At 39.4% G+C, this 16549-nt stretch carries 14 protein-coding genes; 13 read left to right on the top strand and 1 reads right to left on the bottom strand.

Annotated elements, in window-relative coordinates:
- The first annotated feature begins 1 nt into the window (after position 1).
- A complete protein-coding gene (locus tag FFM62_RS01425) occupies positions 2 to 3208 on the top strand; it encodes an AAA family ATPase (protein ID WP_137604530.1) in 3207 nt (1068 codons plus the stop codon).
- A gap of 61 nt (positions 3209 to 3269) precedes the next feature.
- On the opposite strand, the gene FFM62_RS01420 is transcribed toward FFM62_RS01425, so the two are convergent.
- Positions 3270 to 3746 carry an NUDIX domain-containing protein gene (locus FFM62_RS01420; RefSeq protein ID WP_083603433.1) on the bottom strand — a complete coding sequence of 159 codons (477 nt, stop codon included), beginning with the start codon at positions 3744 to 3746 and terminating at the stop codon, positions 3270 to 3272.
- Positions 3747 to 3863: 117 nt separating this feature from the next.
- Here FFM62_RS01420 and FFM62_RS01415 point away from each other — a divergent pair, with 117 nt between their 5' ends.
- From FFM62_RS01415 to FFM62_RS01365, 12 genes are all read left to right on the top strand, one after another.
- Positions 3864 to 5567: a hypothetical protein gene (locus FFM62_RS01415; RefSeq protein WP_075269512.1), complete on the top strand. Its 1704-nt coding sequence runs from the start codon at positions 3864 to 3866 to the stop codon at positions 5565 to 5567.
- Between the two features lie 15 nt (positions 5568 to 5582).
- Positions 5583 to 5723 (top strand): hypothetical protein, encoded by a 141-nt coding sequence (locus tag FFM62_RS10080; RefSeq protein ID WP_165845866.1) that lies wholly within the window; start codon positions 5583 to 5585, stop codon positions 5721 to 5723.
- Positions 5724 to 5744: 21 nt separating this feature from the next.
- The gene (locus FFM62_RS01410; protein WP_075269513.1) at positions 5745 to 7013 is read left to right on the top strand and encodes a tetratricopeptide repeat protein; all 1269 of its coding nucleotides are present in this window, start codon (positions 5745 to 5747) and stop codon (positions 7011 to 7013) included.
- Between the two features lie 144 nt (positions 7014 to 7157).
- Positions 7158 to 7859 (top strand): tRNA (adenine(22)-N(1))-methyltransferase, encoded by a 702-nt coding sequence (locus FFM62_RS01405; protein WP_115470498.1) that lies wholly within the window; start codon positions 7158 to 7160, stop codon positions 7857 to 7859.
- Positions 7846 to 8643 carry a Nif3-like dinuclear metal center hexameric protein gene (locus FFM62_RS01400; protein ID WP_115470499.1) on the top strand — a complete coding sequence of 266 codons (798 nt, stop codon included), beginning with the start codon at positions 7846 to 7848 and terminating at the stop codon, positions 8641 to 8643. Before FFM62_RS01405 ends, FFM62_RS01400 begins: the two co-directional genes overlap by 14 nt.
- Before the next feature lie 15 nt (positions 8644 to 8658).
- Positions 8659 to 9894 carry a peptidase T gene (gene pepT / locus FFM62_RS01395; protein WP_115470500.1) on the top strand — a complete coding sequence of 412 codons (1236 nt, stop codon included), beginning with the start codon at positions 8659 to 8661 and terminating at the stop codon, positions 9892 to 9894.
- A 59-nt stretch (positions 9895 to 9953) separates the two neighbouring features.
- Complete coding sequence (locus tag FFM62_RS01390) at positions 9954 to 10136, top strand: hypothetical protein (RefSeq protein WP_075269517.1); 183 nt, start codon at positions 9954 to 9956, stop codon at positions 10134 to 10136.
- A gap of 177 nt (positions 10137 to 10313) precedes the next feature.
- Positions 10314 to 13751: a pyruvate carboxylase gene (locus FFM62_RS01385; protein WP_115470501.1), complete on the top strand. Its 3438-nt coding sequence runs from the start codon at positions 10314 to 10316 to the stop codon at positions 13749 to 13751.
- 143 nt (positions 13752 to 13894) lie between these two features.
- The gene (locus FFM62_RS01380; RefSeq protein ID WP_075269519.1) at positions 13895 to 14527 is read left to right on the top strand and encodes a hypothetical protein; all 633 of its coding nucleotides are present in this window, start codon (positions 13895 to 13897) and stop codon (positions 14525 to 14527) included.
- 193 nt (positions 14528 to 14720) lie between these two features.
- The gene (rpmG, locus tag FFM62_RS01375; RefSeq protein ID WP_002827335.1) at positions 14721 to 14870 is read left to right on the top strand and encodes a 50S ribosomal protein L33; all 150 of its coding nucleotides are present in this window, start codon (positions 14721 to 14723) and stop codon (positions 14868 to 14870) included.
- A gap of 2 nt (positions 14871 to 14872) precedes the next feature.
- Complete coding sequence (gene rpsN, locus FFM62_RS01370) at positions 14873 to 15142, top strand: 30S ribosomal protein S14 (RefSeq protein ID WP_075269520.1); 270 nt, start codon at positions 14873 to 14875, stop codon at positions 15140 to 15142.
- Positions 15143 to 15291: 149 nt separating this feature from the next.
- Entirely contained in the window at positions 15292 to 16482 is a 1191-nt protein-coding gene (locus FFM62_RS01365; RefSeq protein ID WP_115470502.1) for an SAM-dependent methyltransferase, read from the top strand.
- The last annotated feature ends 67 nt before the right edge of the window (positions 16483 to 16549 follow it).

Genomic DNA, 16549 nt, shown 5'->3' with positions numbered 1-16549 from the left:
TATGCGTCCTATCAAATTACAATTAAACAATTTCGGACCTTATGATCATGCCACGATTGATTTTTCAAATTTCACTGAATCTAAACTATTTTTAATTACTGGCGATACGGGTGCTGGTAAGACAACTATTTTTGACGGTATGACCTATGCCTTGTTTGGTGAAGGAACTGGTGAACGACGTCCGGAAGATATGCGTAGTGAATTTGCTGATACGAATTCAGAAACTAAGGTCGTTTTTTGGTTTGAACATAATGGCCGTTTCTATGAAATTAAGCGTACGCCCACACAGTCATTAAAAAAGAAGCGTGGTGCAAAATCAGATTTTGATTTAACCGAACATAAAGCAACGGTTTCTTTGATGGAAGTTGATGATGTCCTCGCAACACCAATTGCTGCACTCGGCGATAAAGCAACCGTTGTTAATGACCACGTCAAAGAATTACTACACTTAAATGCTGAACAGTTTCGTAAAATAATTTTATTACCACAAGATAAGTTTCGAGAATTTTTAAGTGCCCAAAGTGATGATAAAAAGGTCATTTTACGTCAACTATTTGGAACGGCAATCTTTGACCAGTTTACGGATAAATTGAAACAACAACAAAAAACATCTGATAGTCAACTGGAACAACTTGCTTTCCAACGTGACGATAAGTTAAAACAAATTGACTGGCAACAGGATGATATTGATACTATTGCACCAACTGCAGCAGAAAAGTTGACGCTTTTATCTCAGATGAATCAAGCAATGCGCATTGATTTAACTGAACAAGAGAACGACTTGACGAAAGCACGTGAGGAATTAAAAGTTCTACAGCAACGGCAACAAGAAGGTCAACGCGTTGAAAATTTATATACACAATTAACGCAAAAGAATCAGTTATTGCAAGAAAAATATACACAGAAACCGGTCATTGAAAAAAAGAAAACTTGGTGGCAAACTTTGCGTTGGGCCGAATCGCAACGTGAAATCGTTGATAAGCAACAACGACTTACTAAACAATTAGCTGATGAATCAGATAGTAAGCAACAAGTGACAACAGCAAGCAATCAGCTAAAACATAGCCAAACTGTATTGGTAGATCAACAAACAACACTGTATAAACAAAAGGAAAGTATCGCTAACAAGCGCATTGTTTTACAACAAATTCAAAATGATTTACTACCTAAATCTCGTCAATTGACTAAAGCTCAAGATAAGCAAGCACAAGTTATTGCGAAAATTGCATCAGCTGAACAAACTAATCAAAAACTAAATGATCAATTACAGGTAACTGAAAACGAATTAACAGATAAACAAAAGCAGTTGGCTGATAAACAGCAAATTATCATTAATGAAATTAGTCTGACAAAGCTAACTTCGCAGATACAAAATATGGCAGAGCGGGTCAGTGACTATGAGTCACGGCAATCAGCCTTAGAGTTAGCAGAATTACAAGCAGCAAAATTAGCAGAACAAGTTACAAAGTCAAAAGAGCATCAATCGTTACAATTGCAAAAATTAAAAGAGCAAGAATCATTACGTCGTGATATCTTGATTCAGCAATTAAAACAAGAGTTAAAGGTTGGTGAGCCTTGCTTGATTTGTGGTCAAATTTATCAAGGTCAGCAGCATGAGCATAATCAAGCAGCAACGACAACCTACGCAGATTTAAAAACGGCTATTCAAGCGGTTGAAAAGACAGAGCGTTCAGTTAGAGATGCTGCTGCAGATCTATCTAAAGTAACGACGGCTTATGAAACGAAATTGGCTGATATTAAAAGTGAAAAGGAATGGTTAGATTCACGACAAAGTGAAATTAATCAGACTTATGAACAGATAAAGGCCGATTGGGAATCAGTGTTCGCTTCTTTTAATGAAGCTTTTAGTGAATTGCCAACGATATTTGATAAAGTACAGGTTAACAAAAAAGCACAACTGGCTTTAGTTTTCATGCGTGATACTAAAAAGCAAGTGACATCCTTAGAAAAAGAAGTTGTCAATAAACAACAACAGCTCCAAGAAGCTAAAGAAGATTTGGTCGAAAATAAGCAAATTCTTGTATCGCAACAACAAAATAAGCAAGAATTGACTGATGAAATTACGCAATTAACAGCATCGACCGGGCAATTATTGTCAGTGACCGAGTATGAGCAGAAGGTTCAGCAACTTCAGCATGAGATTAAAAAATATGAAGAAACTGACAATGAGCTACGTGAGCAATTGTTAAGAAATGAAAATAGTCAACAGGAGAAACAGCAACAGTTAGCAAGCATCCAACAAAAATTGGCGCAAATTCAAGCTGATTTAACGCAAGAACAGCAACGTTTAGCAACGGTTATTAGTGAGGGACCAGTTGCAGACCAAGCTGGATTTGATGAATTAATGGGACGTTTAGACCAAGATCCCGATGAAATCAATCAGTTGCATGATGCCGTTATGGCTTACCAGACAAGTATCAAAAGCTTAACGGCAGAAGTCGACGATTTGAAAAAACAAATTGGTAATAAAACCTTGCCGGATTTAGAGAAGTTGCAAATGCTGGTTAATGAACAGCAAGCTTCTGTTGAACAACAAGTGGCTGACTATACGGCAAAGGAAGCTCAGTTAACGCAACAGGTACAGATTGAATATTCTGTACAAACACTACAAGAGCAATGGGCAGCTCAACAATCTGCAGGTAGAGATTTGTTTACCTTAAAAGAAGCCGTTGATGGTAATAATGATAAACGGCTACGCCTTGAAACCTTTATTTTGCGACGCTTTTTATATGACGTATTAGAGTATGCTAATGCCCATTATATAGGTGTCTTGTCGGCTGGAAGATATCAATTTATTTTGTCAAATCGACAGGCTGGCCGAGCCAATCAAAACGGTTTGGATATTGATATTTATGACCAAGATGGTGGCAAAATTAGGGCAACTAGTACGCTATCAGGTGGTGAATCATTCATTGCCGCACTTTCGATTGCACTTTCGATGGCTGAAATCGTGCAGCATCGTGCGGGTGGTGCCAAAATCGATGCACTCTTTATTGATGAAGGGTTCGGCTCATTGGATGAACAGACACTTTCGCAAGCGATGGAAGCCTTAAGTATGGTTGAGCAAAGTGGCCGATTGGTAGGAATTATTTCTCATGTTAGTTCCATGAAACAGCAGATACCACAACAATTATCAGTTAAGAAACTTGGTAATGGTCGTAGTAAATTAACATTGCATATTCTTTAATTAAATTGTAGTTATACAAAAGGTGGTTGAGACAAGATAAATGTCTCAACCACCTTTTGTGCTAAAAATACCAACCATAGGGGACTTCTTTACGAATTTGGTCAATTGCTAATTGGTGTTGCTGATTGTACATTTTAGGTTGTTTAGCTAGTGGTACGAATTCTAATGATAGTGTTTCGTCGCCATCAGCAATTAGCTTGCCACCAGTTTTTTCAACTTCGAACAGGAACATTGGAATTTGGGCTTTGTCACCTGATGGAAAGGTGTGGTGAAAATTGGTATCGACACCAATCAAGGCGGTAATCTTAACGTCAATGCCAGCTTCTTCCTTAAATTCACGAATGAGTGATGTCGGAGCTGATTCGCCTAAATTTTGCATACCACCAACGAGACTCCAACCAACCTCGCCATCACCACGTTGTTCCATTAATACTTTTTGACGCGTATCGTCAAATAAAATACCAGCCACACCGGGCATAATAATTTCTTCATGACCAATTTTGTGACGTAAGTCCTTAAAGTAGTCTTCCATAACCATATAAAATAATGCCCCCTGAATGCTTTGTTGTGCTCATCATAGCATACCGAGGGGAAACTTAAAAAAGCCTGACGTTATGGTACAATTAAGTTATCTATTTTTTATGAGGAGAAATGCATGATTACATCATTTTTAGTTCTGGAAATTACAGCGATTGCGACATTTCTATGGGCAAAAAAACTAAAACTTAGCAAACTGGATTGGTTGGCAGTTGGTATTGTCACCATTATCAATGTTATTTTTATTTATTGGTGGATGCCGGTACCAACACTATCACAATTAGTGATCCCAGTAGCGCTTGAAACCACATTGGTTAGTATTTGGGCGGTTATTACAGGCGCATCATCAGTATTGGTTGAACGCGTAGTAAATGGTAAACGTTCTTTTAGCTTACAAGGGATAAACTTCTGGCCATTTGTTATTCCGCTTATTGCTATTGGTATATCTGTATCTGCCGGTGTCTCAAAGGCACTGACTGTACGACCAATGTATCATTCTGTACAAGCAAAGCATCATAAAGAAGCCCCTTTGACTAAGGATGATCAACCAATTGCTCTGTCAGCACAAGCTGCCGAAAATATGATGAAAAAGGCATTTTCACAAGTACCAGATTCATCAATGTATGAATTGGGTGATTTATCAGCACAATATATTAAAGGTAAGCCTTACTATGTGGCTCCGGTAGAATTTAATGGTTTTGTATCATGGTTTATGAATCGCGAATTACCGGGTTACTTTGTGACATCAGCAACCGATATTAACGACACGGCCCATTTTGTGAAGAAGGATATGGCTTATTCTGAAACCAGTTGGTTTTCACATAGTATTGCTCGTAAAATTTATATGGCAAACCCACGTTATCAACAAGTAGGTGAGCCGATTTTAGAAGTTGATAATAATGGCAAAACTTATTGGGTACAAACACTATTGCGTGTCCGCTGGGCTGGTCAATTGTTATTTGATAATATTCACGTATCAATTACTAGTGCAGATACTGGAAAAACAAAAGTGTATAAAACGAGCGACTTACCAAAATGGGTCGATGTTGGTGTTTCACCAGAGGCAGCGACATTAATGAATCGAACTTATGGTAATCCATATGCCTTTAACTTCCGTCATAAAAATCAAATCAAGCCAACTGAAAATGGGTCTGAAAGTGGTGTGACACCAATGTTTAATGTTAATGGCTCATTATCATATTTTGATGATTTTACAACGGTACGTTCAAATGCCGATTCAGATAAGGGTTATTCATTAGTGGATACGCGAACTGGTCAATTACGCTTCTACACTGGTAAAAATGTTGGTATCATGGATTCTGAAGGGGCAATGAAGGTTGCCAAACAGCTGCATCCCCAAAATAAGTGGCATGGTTCAAATCCTGTGATTATGAACGTTGATGGTACGCCAACTTGGGTCATTTCAATGATGGATAATAATGAACGTTTCCGTGAATATGCCTATATCAAGGGAGCTGACCAAAACATTATTGGTGAAGGTGCGAATGCATCAGATGCACTGGCAGCTTACCGTAATGCACTTGCCGGTAGTGCTCAAACAGCAGCGGCTAGTGATGCAAAAGCCAAAGTCAAAAAGGCTAGCGGCAAGGTTGCACGAGTGAATACCAATGCAACGTTAGATAATAAGCAAGTTGTTGTCTTTAAGCTGGTTGATGATGATATACTATATACTTTGGATCCGTCACAGAAGCAAACAGCTTTGTTGATGCAAACAGGTGATCAGGTTAATTTAAAGGCTAAATCTGTTAAGGGAGCCACGGTAGCGAATGTGGTCTCACTTAAAAATGAGTCACTGAAATAGAAAGAACATGACATTATGGGAAAAGGAACAATTAAATCAAATGATTTTGCTCGTGGTGCGGCAAAAAAAGGTCAGGTAACGGCTGATCAAAAGAAATCAGCACGACAGGCTTTGCTTGCACAAGCAAAGAAAAAGGCTCAAGCAAACAAACATTAATTTTTAAGAAAGGATGGTGTTATGGTAAGTTTTGCAGAACGAATGCTTGATGAATTATCAAGTGGACAATTAGAGGCGGCAAAGAAATCTTTTGCCTCTGCTTTGCGTTATGATGATGACGATACGATTTATTCATTGGCTGAGGAGCTTTATGGGTTAGGATTTTCTAACCAAGCCCAGCGTGCATATAAAAAATTATTAGCTAAATACCCGGATGAGGATCAATTACGGACGTCTTTGGCTGACATTGCCATTGATGAAGATGATACGGACCAGGCACTCATGTACCTATCAGAGATTTCAGAGGATTCAACAGCTTATATTGAATCCTTATTAGTCGCTGCAGATTTGTATCAGTCAGAAGGGCTGGTAGAAGCTGCGGAAGGTAAGTTATTGGCTGCATACCAGCAGGATTCAGAAGAACCAATCATTCAATTTGCACTTGCAGAATTTTATTTTGCCACTGCAAAATATCAAGTGGCCATCCCATATTATCGACAACTAATTAAAAATGGTGAACGGTATTTCTCTGGCTTGGATATTGTGTCGCGAATCGGTGTGGCTTACGCATTAGTGGGAAACTTCGACAATGCGCTGGGTTACCTTGAACAAATCAAAGATGCAGATATGACGCCAGATGTGCGTTTCCAACTTGGTTTAACTTATGCAACAAATCCAGAGAATCAGCAAAAAGCGATTAAAACTTTTACTGAGTTACGTGAAATTGATTCATCATATGCTGGTTTGTATGAACCACTGGCGCAGTTATATTTGAATACGCATGAGCCTAAAAAAGCATTGGTGACATATCAAGAAGGCATTGCGGTCGACCCATTTAATGCTAAGTTCTATCAAGAAGGTGCTAAAATCGCTGCTGAGCTCGATGAAAATGAACAAGCGAATGCCCTTTATAAAGAGGGATTGGAAAATAATCCAGCCGACTCTATTCTGGTTACCAGCTATTCTGATTTCTTGGTGAAAACTGGAAATGATATTGATAACATTAATCTATTGAATGATTTCTTTGACAATGATGATACGGATGTGAATCCACAACTTTATTGGAATTTGGCCCAAAGTTACACAGCCTTAGAAGATTTTGAAATGGCTACTAAGTATTGGCGTGCTGCATTGCCATTCTTTATGGATCAACCAGACTTTTTGAAACCAGCTTATTATTATTTCAGAGGTGAAGGTGAACGTGAGCTTGCCTTACAAGCGTTGCAACAATACGTCAAATTAGTACCTGAGGATTACGACATGGTCGCTACTTTACAAGACGAATTTTAACAAAATAGCATACAGTTCTAATGGGATTATAGACATTAGAACTGTATGCTATTTTTATATGTTTTAGGCTGTTTGTCACGGTGTGTTTAACAATGTATAATATGATTATTAGAAATTAATAAGATATAGAAATGAGGACGGACAATGGACGCTTGGCATTTGTCAAAACGTTTAGCAGCAGTAGCGGATTTTGTACCCGATGGCGCTAGAATTGCAGACATTGGGTCAGATCATGCTTATCTGCCTGCAAATTTATTATTAAATAAACATATTTCATTTGCCATTGCTGGGGAAGTTGCACCTGGTCCCTTGGCAAATGTTGAAAACGAAATAGCACGTCATGGTTTACATGATGTATTGATGCCACGGCTTGCCAATGGTTTAGCGGCAATTAAAACTAGTGATTTAGTTGATACCGTCGTTATTGCCGGTATGGGTGGTCGTTTGATTTGCCAAATTTTAACCGAGGGTGAATTAGATAAATTCCGCTATCATCGGCTCGTTTTGCAACCAAACATTGATATCGATTTGGTTAGATCATGGTTATCTGAAAATGGTTATCAACTAGTCGATGAGGCGGTCGTTGCAGATGATGGCCATTACTATGAAATATTGGTTGCAGAACCGGGAAACGTCACTTATTCACTGCGCGAATTGAAGTTTGGTCCCTATAATTTAACTGAACCGTCATCAGTTTGGTTAGAAAAATGGCAGCGTGAAGCCATGCGTATTCGAAATATTATGCGCAAGCTTGAGTCCGCTGATCAATCAGAAAGTGACGCTTACCAAGAATATGCAAAAGAATTGCAAACGATAATGGAGGCAATTGCTTATGCTAGCATGTGATTTAATAGCAAAGATTGAGGACTATGCACCAAAGCCTTTAGCTTGGGAAAAAGATCCAATTGGATTACAGTTAGGTAATCCGAAAAAAGAAATTCATCGGGTGATGACAACGTTAGATGTTCGCCCGGAGGTGGTGCAGGAGGCGATTGATCAGCAAGTCGATTTTATTTTTGCTCACCATCCAATGATGTTTCATCCTGCTAAAAATTTAGACTTATCAGTTCCGCAGAATGCGATGTATGCTGATTTGATTAAACATGACGTTGTTGTTTATGCTGCGCATACAAACTTAGATGCTGCCGTGAATGGCATGAATGACTGGTTGGCGGCAGCATTACAATTAAATGATGTGCAACCCCTCATCCCTAATGATGATGGTCAGACTGGCTTAGGTAGAATCGGCCAGTTGACCGAACCGCAAACTGTGGCCACATATGCGGGTTTTGTGCGTGATTTATTCCAGGTGAAAGCGGTGCGTGTCATCGCTAATGATTTACAACGACCAATCCAAAGAATTGCCGTCTTAGGTGGCGATGGTGGTGATGAATATCCACAAGCATTGGCTGCTGGTGCAGATGCTTACGTCACAGCGGATTTTTACTACCATACAGCTCATGATGTTTTAGCAGATGATTTTGTTGTGATTGATCCAGATCACCACATGGAGGCCATTGCTAAACAACACATGGTTAACTTAATTAAAGATTGGCAAACAGAGAATAGCTGGCATTTAGAAACAGTGTTTGCATCAACGACTAATACCGATCCATATACTTATATTTAATAACAGAGGTGTAACATGACAGAAGAACTTTATCCTAATTTAGTTGATCGTTTTATCGATTACGTTAAAATTAATACCCAATCAAATGAAAATTCAACAACGATTCCATCTGATCCAAAAGAAGTGGCTTTTCTAAAAGATTTAGCTGCTGAGTTAAAGACGATTGGTTTGGAAAATGTCCGGACAATGCCTGATGGTTATGTTTTTGCCGAACTAGCTAGCAATATAGCTAAGGAAGTACCAACAATTGGTTTTATTTCACATGTTGATACAGCAGACTTTAATTCGGAAAATGTGCAACCACAATTTGTGACTGATTATGATGGTCAATCGGAAATCAAGCTGAATGACGATTATTCATTAACAACAGCAGATTTCCCATCATTAAAGAAGTATGCGGGACATACCTTGATTACATCAGATGGTACAACCCTTTTGGGAGCAGACGATAAAGCGGGAGTTGCAGAGATTGTCTCAGCAGCTGAACACTTTATTGCTCATCCAGAATTAGAACATGGTAAGCTGGTCTTTGCTTTTGGGCCTGACGAGGAAATCGGTGTTGGGGCTGATAATTTCCACGTCGCAGAGTTTGGGGCTGATTTTGCCTATACCGTTGATGGTGGACCGCTTGGTGAACTTGAGTGGGAAACTTTTTCAGCTGCGTCAGCAGTTGTTGAAATTCAAGGACGTAATGTTCATCCTGGAACAGCTAAAGATACGATGGTCAATGCCTTGCAAGTTGCTATTGATGTTCATAACGCTTTGCCAGCGGGGGATCGTCCTGAATTAACGGCTGGACGTGAAGGGTTCTTCCATTTACTAAATCTAGCAGGTACGCCTGAAGATGCTCGTATGGATTACATCATTCGTGACCATGATCGTCAACAATTTGAAGCGCGTAAAACATTAATGACCGAGATTGTTGATCGGTTGAATAACCAACTGGGTGTTGATCATATTAAGTTGACACTAAAGGATCAATACTACAATATGGGAGAGATTCTTAAGGACGATATGACGCCGGTTGATTTGGCGGCTGAAGCCATGCGTGATTTGAAGATTGATCCAATTATTGAGCCGGTTCGTGGTGGGACTGATGGTTCAAAGATTACATTCCTAGGGCTACCAACACCTAACTTGTTTGCTGGTGGTGAAAATATGCACGGTCGTTACGAGTACGTTTCGACTACGGTGATGGCGCAGGCAACTGATACAATTATTAAAATTGCTACTTTGAACGCTGAAAAATAAGCTAAGTAAACTTTAAGTTATCAATGATAGACTCTTACTTACAAGATTGGGGGTTTTAGATGCTTTTTTTAATTATTATGTTAATCATTGGCCTTTGGTGGTGGAAGAGTTCACGTCGAATAAAGCAAACTATCGCTAAAGTGCAAGAACAATCATCTGTTCAGGGTAAACAACAAGCAACGCATGGTGCAAATGTTTTCGATGGTGAATTTGAAGAAATTAAGACGAATCACCGTCCATAAATATTAAAATGAAATTAGTGAAACATGGATTGCTATTAATAAAATAAGAATAATTTAGGCGTCATATACTATATTTTGTGGTATATGGCGCTTTTTTCTGCTACACTAAATGATAAACATCTTTATTTTAAATGAGATGTTTATCATAAATCAGGGTGTTAAGGGGAGTTCAATCAAATGGAAAAGTTGTTGATTGCAAACCGAGGTGAAATTGCCGTCCGTTTAATACGTGCAGCAAAAGAACTCGGAATCAAGACAGTTGCTATCTTTGCAAAAGAAGATGAATTTGCTGTTCATCGTTTCAAAGCTGATGAAGCTTATCAAGTTGGTGCGGGTAAAGCACCAATTGCAGCCTATTTAGATATTGCTGATATTATCCGCATTGCAAAGCAAGCAGGTGTAGATGCAATCCATCCTGGATATGGTTTTCTATCTGAAAACGACGAATTTGCTGCTGCTGTGGAAGCAGCTGGCATTAAATTTGTTGGTCCTAAGTCTGAGCATTTAAAGATGTTTGGTGACAAAATCGTTGCTAAACAAATTGCAGCTAAGGCTGATGTGCCAACAGTACCAGGTACAGATCATCCAGTAGCTGACGTGCAAGAAGCGTTAGCCTTTGGTAAGGAGCATGGTTATCCACTATTTGTTAAGTCAGCGGCCGGTGGTGGTGGTCGTGGGATGCGTGTTGTTGACCATGAGGAAGAATTAAAAGAGGCCTTTGAGCGCGCAGCATCTGAAGCCAAACAAAGTTTTGGTAAGCCAGATATTTATTTGGAAAAGTATTTGCGCGATCCGCAACACGTCGAAATTCAAATTTTGGCGGACGAACAAGGTGAAGTGATGCATTTGTTTGAGCGTGATTCATCTATTCAACGTCGTCACCAAAAGATTATTGAATTTGCTCCAGCTGTTTCAGTTTCAGTGGCTATGCGACAACGCATTCAAAATGCTGCCTTACGGTTGATGCGCAGTGTTGATTATCAAAGTGCTGGTACCGTTGAATTCTTAGTTGAGGGTGATGACTTTTACTTTATTGAAGTTAACCCGCGTGTTCAAGTTGAACACACAGTCACTGAAGAAGTGACAGGCGTTGATATTGTGAAGTCACAATTATTGATTGCCCAAGGTTATGGTTTGCATGAAACACCGGTAAACATCCCTGAACAGGATCAATTACAAGCAGTTGGTGTGGCTATTCAGTCACGTATTACTACTGAAGATCCAGCCAATAATTTCATGCCTGATACTGGAAAAATTGATTGGTATCGTTCACCCGGTGGAACAGGTGTTCGTCTAGATGCTGGTAATATTTATGCCGGCGCTACAGTAGCGCCTTATTTCGATTCATTGCTAGTTAAGCTAGTGACACATGGTTCGGACTTTGCAGCTGCAGTGGATAAAATGAAGCGCGCATTGAGCGAATTTGTTATTCGTGGTGTTAAAACGAATATTCCATTCCTAAAGAACGTTTTTGCTCATCCAACATTTAGAGCAGCAGCGGCACCAACGACATTCGTTGACAATCATGCCGAATTATTTGAAATTTTGCCAGATAAGGATCCTGAACGTAAGGTCTTGCGGTATGTTGCTGAAACAACGGTTAATGGATTCCCAGGATTGGATCATGATCGACCAAAGATTTATACGTCAACTCATTATGAGCCAACTCAGGCAACGACATTACCTAATGACTTAGTAACCGCCAAGGATGTTTTGGATGCTAAAGGTCCTGATGGCGTGGTTGATTGGTTAAAGCAACAAGATAAAGTATTGCTGACTGATACAACGATGCGTGATGCACATCAATCATTATTTGCGACACGCTTACGAACGAAAGATATGGCGTCAATTGCAGCAGATTCACAGTTAGCCTTACCAAATCTATTCTCAAGTGAGATGTGGGGTGGTGCAACTTTCGATACTGCTTACCGTTTCTTGGGTGAGGATCCTTGGGAGCGTTTGCGCATATTACGTAAGAAAATGCCTCGAACATTAACTCAAATGTTGTTCCGTGGTTCAAATGCGGTTGGTTATCAAAATTATCCAGATAATGTTTTGGAAGAATTCATTAAATTATCTGCTACGAATGGTATGGATGTTTTCCGTATTTTCGATAGTCTTAACTGGCTGCCACAAATGGAAAAGTCAATCCAATACGTACGTGATAATAATAAACTTGCCGAAGTTGCGATGGCTTACACGGGTGATATTTTAGATACCTCAAGAACGAAATACAACTTGAAGTACTATACAGATTTTGCTCAAGAATTAGTGGCACAAGGGGCCCATATTATTGCTATTAAGGATATGGCTGCATTGTTAAAGCCTGAAGCAGCCTATCAATTAGTTAGTGCGCTAAAGGATAAAGTCGATGTACCAATTCATCTACACACCCACGATACTACTGGTAATGGTATTTATACTTATGCCCGTGCGGTTGATGCGGGGGTAGATGTTGTGGATGTTGCAATGTCAACATTTTCTGGTGCAACATCACAACCTTCTATGGGTGCATTGTACTATTCACTAACTGGACATGATCGTCAACCAGAGTTAGATATTCATGCAGCTAATCGAATCAATGACTATTGGGCTGGTGTACGTCCATACTACCGTGACTTCATGAGTGAAACGTCTGGTACTCAGACAGATATTTTTGAGGTTGAAATGCCAGGTGGTCAATATTCTAATTTGCAACAGCAAGCCCAAGCATTACGTTTAGGTGACCGTTGGAATGAAGTGAAGAAGATGTATGTGACAGTCAATAAGATGTTTGGCGATATTATCAAGGTAACTCCTTCATCTAAGGTCGTTGGTGACATGGCATTGTTCATGGTACAAAATGATCTAACACCTGAAAAGGTATTAGCAGATGGTCAATCAATTGATTTCCCACAATCTGTCGTTGACTTCTTTGCTGGTGACTTGGGTCAACCAGTTGGTGGTTTCCCAGAAGATTTGCAGAAGGTTGTTTTGAAAGGTCGTAAGCCAATTACGGTACGCCCTGGTAAGTTAACCGCACCGGCTGACTTTGCAACCGAAGAGGCCACGTTGAAGGAAAAGTTACATCGACAGCCAACGGCTGAAGAAGTTATTTCATATATTCTTTATCCAAAGGTATTTTTGGATTATATGGCTAACAATGATAAGTTCGGCCCAGTGACGGTGCTAGATACACCAACATTCTTCCAAGGTATGCGTCTGGGAGAACGCATTGATGTTAAGATGGGCGAAGGTCAAACGGTTATCTTCCAGCTTGAAGAAATCGGGGAACCAAACGTTGATGGTGTCCGGACCTTATACTTTGATGTTAATGGTACGCCACTAGAAATTGACGTACAGGATGCTAGTGTGCAAACGACAACGGTTGTTCGTCGTAAGGCAGAACCATCAAATGAACATGAACTTGGTGCAACCATGGCCGGAAGTGTCGTCTCAGTTAATGTAGAAAATGGTCAAGCGGTTAAACAAGGTGATACGTTACTTGTTACTGAAGCGATGAAGATGGAGACATCTATTCAAGCACCATTTAATGGAACAATCAAGCATATTTATGTGACTGCCGAAGATATGGTTGACGGTGGTGATCTATTATTGGAGATTGAACCAAACTAAAATTTAATCATGATGAAGAGTGAAAAGTACCCATTAGTAACTAACGGAAACAGGCTTGCTGCTTGGCAAGAAATTCGTTATATTGGTGTTAGGGCTTTTTGCTCTTTTTATTTATCAAAAATTAGCAAACTAAGGAGATAATCATGCAGCCGTGGTGGCAGAAAAAAATTACTGTAGGTGCGGGGATGGTTGGTAGCCTACTATTAATCCTACAGAGCGTTTTAGGAACAATTGTTTGGCCAACGTATAAAATCAGCCAATTTCCTTTAGCCATGTTAACGGCCAAGGGGACTTCTTACGAATATGCGTTTAAAACGTTACAATTAGTGGCTGGTAGTTTAGTATTAGTTACGTTAATCGCACTGATTAAATATGCGGTAGCAACAGAGAAAGTCATGTTTAGTCGAGATTTAAAGCTGTTAGCTATCGTTTGGTTACTTTGGTTACTCGTTCAGTTTCTTTGGCCAATTACCTTAGATGTTGCGATTACAACGACACCAGTATCAATGCGTGATATTGTTTCTGGTCTATTAATTATTGTCATGGCACTGGCGCTGATTCAATTGGGTAGATCTGCTAGGAAAAATAATTTTGAATCATTGCGCAATGCACTGACCTTACTGGGTATATTATATGTTCTGTTTAATTTCCTAGCATACGTCGTTACGGTCATTGGCTGGCCAATATATGGCTTTTTAGACGTTATTGCAAATGATATTTTGGCAGTTGCGATGGGATTTTTGAGTTGGTACTTTATGCGACTCGCTGAGTCTTAATGTTAGCAGGCAGGTTTAAATTTTTTAGGATAAAATACTTGCTATTTACCGAAAAAGTGTGTAATATAAATATTTGTAATTTACTAGCTATATTGTAACGGCGCAAGCTTGGGGATTAGCCCAATGCAGCTAATCCTGTCGTTCAAATTAGTGGTGGGGGGCACCCCGCAAATAAATTCAAGGAGTTATGTTAATGCGCATTAACATTTTATTAGAAGCCGCCGAAACTGGTGAGCGTATCTACTTGACTTCTAAGAACCGTCGTAACACGCCAGATCGTTTAGAGTTAAAGAAGTATTCTCCAAAGTTGCGTCGTGTTACTGTGTTCAAGGAGGTAAAGTAATCATGGCTAAAAAGTCAAAGATCGCTAAGGAAATGAAGATTGAAGCAACTGTAGAGAAGTACGCTGCAAAGCGTGCCGAACTAAAGGCTGCTGGTGATTACGTTGGGTTGTCAAAGTTGCCTCGCAACGCTTCACCTGTTCGTATCCACCGTCGTGACAAAATTGATGGTCGTCCACGTGCCTACATGCGTGACTTTGGTATGTCACGTTTGAAGTTCCGTGAATTGGCACACAAGGGTCAAATTCCTGGTGTTAAGAAGGCTTCATGGTAAAATTTTTACCATAAAGCATTAAAAGAGTATCACTTTATTGTGATGCTCTTTTTTTTGTGTATTCATAAATATTTTTAAGCAAGTGGCCAGCAAAACTTGACAATAAGGTATAAAATGGAGATATATTTTTATTGTGAGGTGTGAAAGGAATGTTACAAAAAAAGGTTTTAAATAAACTTCTTGCAAGTGCGTTTGATGTGCCAGTAATGGTGACATACTGGGACGGTAAGACTGAAAATTATGGTGAAGGTCTACCACAAATTCATATCACATTTAATAAGAAACTTGATTTAAAACGTATGGCTAAGGTGCCAACATTAGAATTAGCTGAAGCCTATATGAAGCGTCATATTGAAATCGATGGTAGCATTCAGGAACTGGTTACCGCGGCATATCGTCAGGCGGATAGTTTTTTGACGGATCAAAGTGGTTTTACCGGTTCTTTGATTAGCAAATTTACATCTTCGCATGATAAAGAAACATCAAAAGAAGATATTCAAAGCCACTATGACATAGGGAATGATTTTTATAAAAAGTGGTTAGACAGCACAATGACTTATTCATGTGCTTATTGGGCGCATGATGATATAACGCTTGAAGAAGCACAAATTGCCAAGGTGCATCATATTTTAGATAAATTACATGCTGAGCCCGGTAAAACATTGCTTGATATCGGTTCTGGATGGGGAACACTGATTATTACAGCTGCCCAAGAGTATGGATTGGATAGTTATGGTGTCACATTATCTCAGGAACAATATGATTATACAATGACACGTGTGAAGGAATTGGGCTTGGAAGATAAAGTACACGTGCTGTTACAGGATTATCGTGATATTGACCAACAATTTGACTACATAACGTCAGTTGGTATGTTTGAGCACGTTGGTAAAGATAATCTAGCAGAGTACTTTAAAGACGTTGAAAAATACTTAGTTCCAAATGGTCGTGCACTAATCCACGGTATCACTGGCCAACATTATGGGGCAGGTGTAGATCCATTTATTGAAAAGTACATTTTCCCAGGTGGCTATATTCCGAATGTTGTTGAAAATGTTACCCATGTCTTGGATGCAGGCTTGCAATTGGATGATCTTGAGCCACTACGTCGTCACTATCAAAAAACACTTGAACATTGGGCTGATAATTATCATAAAGTGTTTGATGAAACCGTTAGTGAATATGGTGAAGAGTTTGCACGCATGTGGGATCTATACTTACAAGCTTGTGCAGCATCATTTGAGGCCGGTAACATTGACGTTATGCAGTTCTTGCTAACAAAGGGTGCGTCAGGTCATGATTTGCCAATGAACCGTGCCTTTATGACGGCTAGAGATTAAATATATAGTAAAATAGTTTAAAATAAGTGATTAGTGTATAAAATGATAACTAATCACTTATTTTTAT

Origin of the sequence: Weissella thailandensis, from assembly GCF_005405465.1 — a bacterium.
GTDB classification, from domain to species: Bacteria; Bacillota; Bacilli; order Lactobacillales; family Lactobacillaceae; genus Weissella; species Weissella thailandensis.
The sequence above is the reverse complement of the archived record's forward strand: the minus strand, read 5'-3'. Positions and strand labels throughout refer to the sequence as shown.